Below are 11579 nucleotides of genomic sequence, written 5' to 3'. Positions count from 1 at the left end.
ACAACTTTAATTTCAAAACGTAATGCTAGTAGGAGATTAAGGATGATTTGAAATTTAAATGTTCGTAATAAAGTCTCGCTTTATGTAGCAGGGAAGTTTGGACCATCTAGCTTTGGATTGCCAGTCTCGGGTTTATTTTGTTGTTTGTTTTGGTTTTTCTTTTTTTCATTTTTGTTCTTTGCCATTGTAATACACCTCCTTTTTGTATTGTTACCATTTCTATAAATGACATACGAAATGATTTCTTTGACGAATAACAACTAGTTTTGTCATGTGGGCAGGAGTGGTGAATCATTCGGCGAAATTACATGACAAAGGAAAAGCAAAGAAGGAGGCGTTTTGTATATGGCGATGGTTCAGAAGGAAGATGTAATGAAAAAAATGGATCAAATGTTAAGTTCTCTCGATTTGCTGGAAATGAATATAGGGATTAGAATGAATCATGCATTAAAGGATGCGAGTGAAAAAATATGTAATAAGATAGAAATAACAGAAATGCATATTGAACATATGGAAAATAAATTAGTGCATCACGAAGAAAAAGGGAATTGGGTGAAGACATTTCAAAACGTCGTAGTGAGTGCATAATAAGGTGGGAAAGAAATGAAGAATGAAGCATTAATACAGTCTTCAGAAAAACTCATGCAGTATAATAATGAAGCGAATGTAAAAAAAAGAGAACTAACTGAATACGACTTTTATAAGGATATGAAACCGTTTGTAGATATGGTAGATGAGGAATTAAAGAAGTGGAAAGAACTAGCTTATACGTGGATTAAAGAAGAAAAGCCAAAGTATATACATGTACAGCAAATTGATCAAGTATACGATAATTTACAAACGAATGTGTTGCAATGCTTTGTAAATAAAGGTAAAGGTAAACGATTCTTTGAAACACACCAAGCCATTTCGTATACTTTGCAAAATATAGTTGAGCAATGTAAATAACAAGAGGGAGAGCCCTCTTGTTATTTTTATGCTTCTGTCATTGTTGTAGGTTTTGTTGCGCCGTTTATTTCTAATTCTTTTATTAATGTTCGATAATCTGATATGCATATTTTTCCTTCGAGATACCAATGTCTCGCAAAGTCTAATAATTCATTTGCATTCTCTGTGCAATACCCCTTTTTTTGAGAAAACGCTTGTTTTAAATCCCCTAATACCATGTTGATTCCTCCCCCATGAGAATCTTCTTCTTAATTATCATAGCATGGAAGGGTTTTCTTTTTTAATTTTTTAAAAATTTAAACTTCCGACAAAAATAGACATATATTCCATCACACATATTATTTTATAGGTACATATTATATATGTAGAAACTTATGTGAAGGAGGAGAGAATGCATGTTTCAACAACCTAACGTATATCAGCAAACGAATCCATATGCACAGCAAAATATGTACCAATATAATACGGATACATATTTACGGTATAATATGTATCCTTTCGAGCCTTATTATGGAAATCAAAATTATTATCAACCGTTTGAAGTGTCCTTTATGAATCAAGCTCAACAACCACAACAGCAGCAACCTTATGTGAATCAAGTTCAACAATCACAAGCTCAGCAACCATACATGAATCAACCACAGCAGCAGCCTTATATGAATTCGCAATATTATATGCCACCACCATCGCCGTATGCTAATCAACAAGCGATGTTTTATCCACCAAAACAACCGTACCCGACGCAGGGTAAGCAAAAGCAACAACAGCCAAGCCAGTTTTCTAGTTTTGTTTCTCAATTTAAAACATCAGATGGTAACTATGATGTAAATAAAATGATGAATACAGCTGGACAAATGATGAATGCGATGAATCAAGTGACAGGTATTGTAAAGCAAGTTGGAGGCTTTTTTGGTAAGTGATGTTGAAGGATTGTCTATAAAAACAATGTAAATGAAATAAAGGACTAGACAAATTTCCTTGTAATAAATGGGTATATATAACAAACGGCTTTCTCTCTTTTCTCATACTGTAAAGTGTAATCAGATTTTTTTAACGAGAGAGGAGAGAAAAAACTATGCATCATTGTCATCCTTGCTTTGGAGGGCATAAGCCTACAGGACCTATTTGTACGACTGCTCCTGTCATTCATCCGACGAAACAATGCGTAACACACTCTTTTTCAACAACGGTGGTGCCACACATTTTCCCAACACATACAACACATGTACATCATCAACAAATTAAAAACCAAAACTTCTTCCCACAAACAAATTCAAATGTAAATGTTGTGGACCCAATCGACCCAGGATTCGGTGGCGGATGTGGACCGTGTGGTCATGGACATCATGGACATCATGGACATCACGTATCACCATTTGGTCCAGGACCAAATGTATCTCCGTTTGGACCAAACGTATCACCATTCGGACCGAATATTGGACCAAACGTATCACCATTCGGTCCAAATATCGGACCAAACGTTGGTGGAATGTTTAAAAAGTAAATGATATGTTAGAACTAGCGAAATGCTAGTTCTTTTTTTGTAATTGGAGTGTTGATATGAAAGTTATTGCAGTAACAGGATATAAGCCATTTGAACTTGGAATATTTAAAAATGATCATCCAGGAGTGGAGTGTATAAAGAAAGCATTACACCGTAAATTAACCAATTTTGTAGAAGATGGTTTAGAGTGGGTTATAATAAGTGGCCAATTAGGTGTAGAATTATGGGCTGCTGAAGTTGTTTTTGAAATGCAAGTAGAATATCCTGATTTAAAATTAGCGGTATTCACTCCGTTTTTAGAACAAGAAGAAAATTGGAAAGAAGATAATCGTGAATATTACGAATTTATTCTTTCTCAAGCAGACCATGTTGATAGTATCACGAAACGGAAGTATGAAAGCCCAGAGCAATTTAAATTAAAAAATCAATTTTTTATTGAAAAAAGTGATGCGCTTTTAGCGGTATACGATGAAGAAAAACCAGGAAGTCCCAAATATATTGTAGAATCAGCAAAGAAAAAAGGGGAAATAGAAAATTATCACAGTTATTTCATTCTTTTTTCTGATTTACAAGATATAATAGAAGAGGAACAGTGGAATAATGCAGAGTAATATGTAATATAGTACTCGTATATATGATTGACAAAAAGCATTGTTTCTGAAAAAATTTAGTTAATGAAAGTTTTGGTAAAAATTTGAGGTGAAGAAAATGATTTCGGATAAAATTAAATTAACAGCGAAAGATATTTTAGAAAAAGAATTTAAAACAGGTATGAGAGGTTATCAGCAAGAAGAAGTAGACAAGTTTCTTGATATGATCATTAAAGACTATGAAGCTTTCCACAAAGAGTTTGAGCAATTAAAGCAACAAAATGCTCGTTTAAAGCGTGAATTAGAGGAACAAAAACTAGCAGTAACGCAAGTTCCACAACAACCTGTACAAACACCAGTTGCACAACCAGTTTATAACAACACGAATACGGATATTTTAAAACGCTTATCTAACTTAGAAAAAGCTGTATTTGGAAGTAAGTTATACGAATGATGTAAGGTGGGAAAAGGTTTAAGCATTTTACATAGAAAAAAACGTTGCAAAATCTTTTTGTTTCCACTATACTAATGGATGTCATAACGTTTGGGTAATCGCTGCAACGCCAACGTTGTAGAGGAAAGTCCATGCTCGCACGGCCTGAGATGGCTGTAGTGTTCGTGCCTAGCCAATTCATAAGCTAGGGTATTCTGGCTGTAAGGCTGGTTTAACGGCAGGGAAAAAACCTAAGTCCTTTCGGATATGGTTTGACTACCTTTAAAGTGCCACAGTGACGAAGTCCTTGAAGAAATGATAGGAGTGGAACGAGGTAAACCCCACGAGCGAGAAACCCAAATAATGGTAGGGGAATCTTTTCCAAGGAAATGAACGACGGGAAAGGACAGGTTTTATAACCTGTAGATAGATGATTGCCACCGGAGTACGAGGCGTGGGCCGTTTGTAGTACAAAGGAACAGAACATGGCTTACAGAACGTTATGAACCAACTATGAAATAACTCAGCTCTCCTTTGTTAGAGGAGGGCTTTTTATTTGTATGAAGTTATAAAGTATGAGTTAAAATGGTTAATGAGAAAATTTTTCGTAAAATGTAATGATTAATAGGACCAATTGCTATTAATTATTGTTTGAATATACATAAGAGGTGAATGCAAATGGGAAAAGTTACTTTAATTGCAACAGCGGCAATGGGTATTGAAGCGTTAGTTGCCCGAGAAGTTCGCGATCTTGGTTATGAATGTCAAGTAGAAAACAGCAAAGTAACATTTGAAGCAGATGAAAAGGCGATTTGTCGTACGAATTTATGGTTACGTACTGCGGACCGTGTAAAAATTAAAGTTGGCGAATTTAAAGCAACAACATTTGATGAGCTATTTGAAAAAACGAAAGCATTAAACTGGGGAGATTATATTCCAGAGAATGGTGAATTCCCTGTTATTGGTAAATCTTTAAAATCTGAATTATTCAGTGTTTCGGATTGCCAACGTATCGTTAAAAAAGCTGTCGTTGAAAAATTAAAAACAACATATAAACGTACAACTTGGTTTGAAGAAGATGGTCCATTATTCCGTATTGAGATTGCAATGCTCAAGGATATTGCAACATTAACAATTGATGCGAGCGGTGTTGGACTTCATAAACGTGGATACCGTATGGATCAAGGGGAAGCTCCGTTAAAAGAAACATTAGCTGCGTCTTTAATTAAATTAACAAACTGGAAGCCAGATCGTCCATTTGTTGATCCATTCTGTGGATCAGGTACAATTCCGATTGAAGCAGCATTAATTGGACAAAACATCGCACCAGGATTTAACCGTGGTTTCGCATCTGACGAGTGGGGCTGGGTAGGTAAACAAAACTGGCGTGAAGCTCGTCAAGAAGCTGAAGATTTAGCGAACTATGATCAACGATTACAAATCATTGGATCAGATATTGATCATCGTATGATTCGAGTTGCTCAAGATAATGCAGAAGAAGTAGGCTTGGGCGATTTAATTACATTTAAACAAATGCAAGTAAAAGATTTCACAACAAAAGAGGATTATGGCTACGTTGTAACGAATCCTCCATACGGAGAACGTTTAAGTGAAAAAGCACTTGTTGAACAATTGTACAAAGAAATGGGACAAGTATTCCGCCCATTAGATACATGGTCAGCGTATGTATTAACAAGTTACGAAGCATTTGAGAAGTGCTATGGAAAAGATGCATCGAAGAAACGTAAACTGTTTAACGGATTTATCCGTACAGATTACTATCAGTACTTCGGAAAACGTCCACCGCGTAATTCATAGTATAAAACTCCTCCAGCGCGCATATACTGGCTATTATGTAATGCGTAAAGGAGGAAGTGATATGGATAATTTCCAATTATCAATGATTCAAAAAGCTATTCACCGTACGTATGATGAGCTCGGAAAAGAAGTGGATAGTCAAGATGCGATTGTAGATGAAATACAAAAAGCACAAGAAGAATATTTGTCAGCTCTTTCACATGAAACAGCGATTGATAAAAGGTATTTAAAGTCATTAATATAGAAGAAAATTTTCCTTTTTCGAAAGGAAAATTTTTTTTCGTGTATTTATATGTATGGCAACAGGGGAAAGTAGCTGCACACATATGAGTAGCGGTTACTATATCTTTTTATAGAAAAACTTTTTGGTTGGAGGCTAAGGATGTTTACTGAGAAGAGATTACCATTTGAAGTAGGAAAACAAGACAATTTTTATGATAAGTTGAATGAGTGGATTGGAGATGTGTTTTACGACATCCTTCCGGAAAAAGGTTTTGAAGAGCGTGATGAACAAATTTTTATGGCGTTTCAATTAGAGCGTGCTTTCCAAGAAAAGAAAGTTATGTTCGCAGAAGCGGGTGTAGGAACAGGGAAAACTATTGTATATCTTCTATATGCAATTTGCTATGCGCGTTATACTGGAAAACCAGCTATAATTGCTTGTGCAGATGAAACGTTAATTGAGCAGCTTGTGAAAGAAGAAGGAGACATTGCGAAATTATCTGAAGCGTTAGGCTTATCTGTAGATGTAAGACTTGCGAAATCAATGGATAATTATTTATGTTTACGTAAGCTTGAAGATGTTATGAGTGGACGAGCTCCAGAAGTAATTGAAGACGTATATTATGAATTACCACAATTCGTATTTGATCATGGTACGATGCAAAACTTTACTCACTATGGTGATCGAAAAGAATTTCCACTATTAAATGACGAAGAATGGTCAAAAGTAAATTGGGATTACTTCCAAGATTGCTTCACTTGTGATTCTCGTCATCGTTGCGGTCAAACTCTTTCACGTGAACATTATCGTAAAGCAGCAGATTTAATTATTTGTTCTCAAGATTTTTATATGGATCATATTTGGACGTACGATGCTCGAAAGCGTGAAGGACAAATTCCATTATTACCAGAAAGTAGTTGTGTTGTATTCGATGAAGGACATCTTGTAGAATATGCAGCTCAAAAAGCTTTAACATATCGTTTAAAGCAAACGATGATGGAGCAACTTTTAACGAGATTATTACAAAACGATATTCGTGAAGAGTTTGCACATTTAGTAGAAGAAACAATTTGGCAAACAGAGCGATTCTTTGATGTGTTACAAGAAAACAAAAAAGAAATTGCCGGTTCTGATCGTTTAGAAATTACTGTGACAGAAAAAGTAACAGCTGAAGCAAAACGACTTTATGCGAAAATTGGTGAAGTCGGTGATGCGTTAGTATTTGAAAGTGAAATGCATACAGTAAATACGTATGATTTAAATATCGTTGATGAACATTTAGATGTATTAGAACATTCACTTCGTCTATTCATGCATGAGAAAAATGTAATTACATGGGGTGAAGAAGGTGATGGAGCCTTCACGTTAGTAATTATGCCACGTGCAGTTGAAGAAGTATTACAAGAGAAAGTATTCTCGAAGAAAATCCCGTATATCTTCTCATCTGCTACATTATCTAATAACGATTCATTCGCATTTACAGCAAATAGCCTAGGGGTAAAAGATTACTTATCATTCTCAGTTGCCTCACCATTTGATTATGAAGAGCAAATGGCAGTAAACTTACTATCGCATACGAAAGAAAATGAGTGGGAAAGAAAGTGTCAATATACACTTGAAAATATACAGAAAACAAACGGACGTACACTTGTATTATTCCGTACAACGCAAGAACTTGCAGCGTTTAAAGAATATGTAAGTAAAGAACAAATGTCAGTTCCGTTCTTATATGAAGGGGATCAAGAAATTAGTCAGCTCGTTTCTCGTTTCCAAAATGAAGAAGAGACTGTACTTTGTGCCGTTCATTTATGGGAAGGTTTAGATATTCCTGGTTCATCATTATCACATGTTATCATTTGGTCATTACCATTCCCTCCAAACGATCCTGTGTTTGAAGCGAAGCGTAAACATGTGAATGACCCGTTCTGGGATGTAGATGTACCATATATGATTTTACGTCTTCGTCAAGGGATTGGTCGTTTAATTCGTACGAGCGACGATAAAGGTGCTATATCAATCTTCTTATCTGATACAGAAGATGAGAAAGTGATAGAAGCGGTGAAAAACGTACTACCAGTAGAAGGTAAAGAATTATAAGGAGAAAGCTTGGCGCTTGCCAAGCTTTTTTTCTATTATAAAAGGAAATTAGATTTTCATGTCGAATTAAGTTTGAGGTAGAAAAAGGAGGTTTTTATACAATGACAGTAGCTACATATGAAGTAGAAAAACAATTTTTAACATACGTGAAGAAGATACAAAATTACGGAGAAGCATTAAGCTTAATGTTTTGGGACTTGAGAACAGGGGCGCCTAAAAAAGGTGTAGACCAGCGTTCAGAAGTAATTGGCATGCTTTCATCAGAAGTATTTGCCATGTCGACTTCAGATGAGATGGGGAACTATTTAACAGAGCTTGAAGCTTTAATACGTGAAGATAAACTTTCTGAAACGACGAAGAAAATGGTTGAAGAGTGTCGTAAAGAATATGATAGAAATAAGAAAATTCCACAAGCGGAATACGAAGCGTATGTGAAATTAGAAGCGAAAGCAGAGAGTGTGTGGGAAGAAGCTCGCGAAAAATCTGATTTCGAAATGTTCCGCCCGTACTTAGAAAAAATTGTTGAATTTAAAAAGAAATTTATTACATATTGGGGTTACGAAACATATAAATACAATACATTATTAGACATGTATGAGCCAGGTATTACAGTAGAAGTTTTAGATCACGTATTTGGTCAACTTCGTGAGCGCATCGTGCCGCTTGTAAAAGAAATCTCTGAGTCTAAAAAAGGATTAAAAACAAGTGCTTTATCGGAAAAATTTTCAAAAGAAAAACAAAAGAACTTTATATTAGAACTATTAAAGCAATTGAATTATGACTTTGAAGCAGGTCGTCTTGATGAAACAGTACATCCATTCGAGATTACATTAAATAGAGGGGATGTTCGTATTACGACACGCTATGACGAAAAGGATTTCCGCATGGCTGTGTTTGGAACAATTCATGAATGTGGTCATGCAGTATATGAACAAAACATTGCAGAACAATTTGAAGGTACACCACTTTGCAGTGGTACATCTATGGGTATTCACGAATCACAATCATTATTCTTTGAGAACTTTATCGGCCGTAATAAATCATTCTGGAAGAAAAATTATGATTTATTAAAAGAGTATAGCAATGGTCAATTTGATGATATGTCAGTCGATGAATTTTATGATGCAATTAACGAATCAAAGCCGTCATTCATTCGTATAGAAGCAGATGAGCTTACATACCCGCTTCATGTTATGGTGCGTTATGAATTAGAGAAAGAATTATTTGATGGTACATTACAAGTGAAGGACTTACCAGCAGCTTGGAATGATAAGATGGAAGCATATTTAGGAATTCGTCCGGAAAATGATGCGCAAGGTGTATTGCAAGATGTTCACTGGGCTGGTGGCTCATTTGGATACTTCCCATCTTATGCGCTTGGTTACATGTATGCAGCGCAATTTAAGCAAAGAATGTTAAAAGACATTCCGAACTTTGATGCATTGTTAGAAGAAGGAAACGTAACACCAATTCGTGAATGGTTAACAGAACATATTCACCAATATGGTAAAACGAAAAAGCCACTTGAAATTTTAGAAGATGTAACAGGCGAAGGGCTAAATGCAAATTACTTAGCAGATTATTTAGAAACGAAATATAAAGAGATTTATGAGTTGTAAAAAAAGAGCTGCTTAATTGCAGCTCTTTTTATTAAAGGGGATGAGAGAATGGGGTATACATATACAGTAATGAAGCAAGAAGAAGCGGAGGAAATCGCGTATAACTGGCATTATAAAGGGGAATATTCCTTTTACGATATAGAGGCAGATGAAGAAGATTTAGCTGAGTTTTTAGAGGGTGAGAGTAGAGGGAATCATGTGTTTTCTGTGAAAGAAAATGGTACTCTCATTGGGTTCTTTACGGTTTGTAAAATAAATAATGGAACGGTTGATATAGGACTTGGAATGAGACCTAATATAACTGGTAATGGATTTGGTTTACAGTTCGTGAATGCTGGACTAGCTTTTAGCAAAGAAAAATACGGATGCAAATATATAACACTATCAGTAGCGACATTTAATGAGAGAGCGATAAAAGTGTATAAAAGGGCGGGATTTGAAGCGGTTGGAACGTTTATACAGAAAACAAATGGTGGTTGTTTTGAGTTCTTGAAAATGAACTATATATGTAAACGTGATTAAAAAACAGAGGATCTTCTGTTTTTTTATTTTGATTTAGAAATATATGATACATATTGTTTACTTGTTGTAATTGAGGCTTTTGAAATTTTGGTAGAGGGTGTGTATGATAGAAGTTTAGTAGCAAATAGTAGGTTTAGCAAGGAAAGGTAGAGGTAGTATGATTACAATTAAAACGAAAAATGAAATAGATTTGATGCATGAATCTGGAAAATTACTTGCTTCATGTCATAAAGAAATTGCGAAAATGATAAAGCCAGGTATAACGACACAAGAGATTGATACGTTTGTTGAAATGTATTTAAAAAAGCATGGTGCCACATCTGAACAGAAAGGTTACAACGGGTATCCATATGCGATATGTGCATCTGTAAACGATGAAATGTGTCATGCGTTTCCGGCCGATGTTCCTTTAACTGAGGGTAATATTGTAACAATTGACACGGTAGTAAACTTAAATGGGGGCCTTTCAGATTCTGCTTGGACGTATAGAGTTGGAAAAGTTTCTGATGAAGCAGAAAAGTTGTTGTTAGTAGCTGAGAATGCTTTGTATAAAGGGATTGATCAGGCGGTAATTGGTAATCATGTAGGAGACATTGGCTATGCAATTGAAAGTTATGTAACAAATGAAGGTTTTTCTGTCGCAAGAGACTTTACGGGACATGGGATTGGTAAAGAGATTCATGAAGAACCAGCAATTTTTCATTTTGGGAAACAAGGACAAGGACCTCAGTTACAAGAAGGAATGGTAATTACAATTGAACCGATTGTAAATATAGGTATGCGATATTCTAAAGTAGATTTAAATGGGTGGACTGTACGAACGATGGACGGGAAATTATCAGCTCAATATGAGCATACAATTGCGATTACAAAAGATGGGCCAATCATTTTAACGAAGTTGTAATTGGGAATGAAAGAGTTTGCAAAACTCGAACAAAGATAGTGGTTTTTAAAAATTTGTACGTGTTTTTTTGATAAATGCTTTTCAAAGCATAAAAAGTACGTTATAATCCTTCTATAAAATAAATAGTTAGCTACACTCATATAATCGCGGGGATATGGCCTGCAAGTTTCTACCGAAGTACCGTAAATACTTTGACTATGAGTGAGGACGAATATAATTGCTTGTTTAGCATTCTTTTTTTGCGAAACTCCAAAAGCGCGTCTCTCACTTGTAACGAGTGGTGGCGGCTTTTGGAGTTTTTTTATTGCATAAGAGGGGGAACAAACATGAAAGTATTACAAGAAAAGATTTTGAACGAAGGAAAGGTTTTATCTGGTGACGTATTAAAGGTAGATGCTTTTTTAAATCATCAAATTGATCCAGTACTTATGCAAGAAATCGGAAAAGAATTTGCTAAACGTTTTAAAGAAGAGAACATTACAAAAATCGTGACGATTGAATCTTCAGGCATTGCACCATCGGTTATGGCTGCATTAGAGCTTGGTGTAAAAGTAATTTTTGCACGAAAACGTAAATCGTTAACGTTACAAGATAATATGTACGTTGCAAACGTATATTCATTTACAAAACAAGAAACAAATGAAATTTCATTATCTCGAAATCATATCGATGAAAATGATCGTGTATTAATCATCGATGACTTTTTAGCAAACGGTCAGGCTGCTTTAGGTTTAATGAGTTTAGTAGAGCAAGCCGGAGCGAGTATTGCAGGAATTGGAATTGTTATTGAAAAAGCATTTCAAGATGGAGGAAAGAAGCTTCGTGAACAAGGCGTTCGTGTTGAATCACTAGCAGAAATTGCATCACTTGATAACGGCACAGTTACATTTGTACAGCAAGAAACTGCGGAGGTGAAATAAA

At 35.4% G+C, this 11579-nt stretch carries 15 protein-coding genes, 1 other RNA gene and 1 riboswitch; of the genes, 14 read left to right on the top strand and 2 right to left on the bottom strand.

The features are described from left to right. Positions 1 to 80: 80 nt before the first annotated feature. Complete coding sequence (locus AU379_RS31230; RefSeq protein ID WP_001987054.1) at positions 81 to 260, bottom strand: hypothetical protein; 180 nt, start codon at positions 258 to 260, stop codon at positions 81 to 83. Positions 261 to 345: 85 nt separating this feature from the next. Between AU379_RS31230 and AU379_RS15930 the strand changes: the two genes are divergently transcribed. Further along, entirely contained in the window at positions 346 to 588 is a 243-nt protein-coding gene (locus AU379_RS15930; protein WP_001252036.1) for a hypothetical protein, read from the top strand. Positions 589 to 603: 15 nt separating this feature from the next. After that, on the top strand, positions 604 to 948 hold the full coding sequence (locus tag AU379_RS15925) for a YppE family protein (protein ID WP_000786940.1): 345 nt from the start codon (positions 604 to 606) through the stop codon (positions 946 to 948). Between the two features lie 26 nt (positions 949 to 974). On the opposite strand, the gene AU379_RS15920 is transcribed toward AU379_RS15925, so the two are convergent. Next, entirely contained in the window at positions 975 to 1166 is a 192-nt protein-coding gene (locus AU379_RS15920; RefSeq protein WP_000242652.1) for a YppF family protein, read from the bottom strand. A 177-nt stretch (positions 1167 to 1343) separates the two neighbouring features. Between AU379_RS15920 and AU379_RS15915 the strand changes: the two genes are divergently transcribed. From AU379_RS15915 to AU379_RS15860, 12 genes are all read left to right on the top strand, one after another. Continuing rightward, positions 1344 to 1868 (top strand): YppG family protein, encoded by a 525-nt coding sequence (locus tag AU379_RS15915; protein WP_030024706.1) that lies wholly within the window; start codon positions 1344 to 1346, stop codon positions 1866 to 1868. A gap of 155 nt (positions 1869 to 2023) precedes the next feature. Continuing rightward, positions 2024 to 2452 carry a CotD family spore coat protein gene (locus AU379_RS15910; protein ID WP_000546268.1) on the top strand — a complete coding sequence of 143 codons (429 nt, stop codon included), beginning with the start codon at positions 2024 to 2026 and terminating at the stop codon, positions 2450 to 2452. Positions 2453 to 2508: 56 nt separating this feature from the next. Further along, the gene (locus AU379_RS15905) at positions 2509 to 3063 is read left to right on the top strand and encodes a DUF1273 domain-containing protein (RefSeq protein WP_000862915.1); all 555 of its coding nucleotides are present in this window, start codon (positions 2509 to 2511) and stop codon (positions 3061 to 3063) included. A gap of 97 nt (positions 3064 to 3160) precedes the next feature. Beyond that, positions 3161 to 3496 (top strand): cell division regulator GpsB, encoded by a 336-nt coding sequence (gpsB, locus tag AU379_RS15900; RefSeq protein ID WP_000622431.1) that lies wholly within the window; start codon positions 3161 to 3163, stop codon positions 3494 to 3496. An 86-nt stretch (positions 3497 to 3582) separates the two neighbouring features. After that, positions 3583 to 3973, top strand: an RNA gene (rnpB, locus tag AU379_RS15895) — RNase P RNA component class B. A gap of 180 nt (positions 3974 to 4153) precedes the next feature. Further along, positions 4154 to 5293, top strand: a complete 1140-nt coding sequence (locus AU379_RS15890; RefSeq protein WP_000521224.1) for a class I SAM-dependent RNA methyltransferase — start codon at positions 4154 to 4156, stop codon at positions 5291 to 5293. A gap of 61 nt (positions 5294 to 5354) precedes the next feature. Continuing rightward, positions 5355 to 5537: a DUF3921 family protein gene (locus AU379_RS15885; RefSeq protein WP_000368569.1), complete on the top strand. Its 183-nt coding sequence runs from the start codon at positions 5355 to 5357 to the stop codon at positions 5535 to 5537. A 138-nt stretch (positions 5538 to 5675) separates the two neighbouring features. Further along, positions 5676 to 7613 carry an ATP-dependent DNA helicase gene (locus AU379_RS15880; RefSeq protein WP_000493698.1) on the top strand — a complete coding sequence of 646 codons (1938 nt, stop codon included), beginning with the start codon at positions 5676 to 5678 and terminating at the stop codon, positions 7611 to 7613. Between the two features lie 101 nt (positions 7614 to 7714). After that, entirely contained in the window at positions 7715 to 9232 is a 1518-nt protein-coding gene (ypwA, locus tag AU379_RS15875) for a carboxypeptidase (RefSeq protein WP_061139485.1), read from the top strand. 48 nt (positions 9233 to 9280) lie between these two features. After that, positions 9281 to 9754: a GNAT family protein gene (locus AU379_RS15870; RefSeq protein WP_000542516.1), complete on the top strand. Its 474-nt coding sequence runs from the start codon at positions 9281 to 9283 to the stop codon at positions 9752 to 9754. A gap of 157 nt (positions 9755 to 9911) precedes the next feature. Next, positions 9912 to 10658 carry a type I methionyl aminopeptidase gene (locus tag AU379_RS15865; protein WP_000628415.1) on the top strand — a complete coding sequence of 249 codons (747 nt, stop codon included), beginning with the start codon at positions 9912 to 9914 and terminating at the stop codon, positions 10656 to 10658. A gap of 116 nt (positions 10659 to 10774) precedes the next feature. Further along, positions 10775 to 10876, top strand: a riboswitch (purine riboswitch). A 108-nt stretch (positions 10877 to 10984) separates the two neighbouring features. Then, positions 10985 to 11578: a xanthine phosphoribosyltransferase gene (locus AU379_RS15860; protein WP_000866496.1), complete on the top strand. Its 594-nt coding sequence runs from the start codon at positions 10985 to 10987 to the stop codon at positions 11576 to 11578. Position 11579 lies beyond the last annotated feature (1 nt).

The organism is Bacillus sp. JH7 (genome assembly GCF_001563515.1).
Lineage (GTDB): Bacteria > Bacillota > Bacilli > Bacillales > Bacillaceae_G > Bacillus_A > Bacillus_A cereus.
Note: the sequence above shows the minus strand (reverse complement) of the source record. Positions and strands in the feature narration are given on the sequence as shown.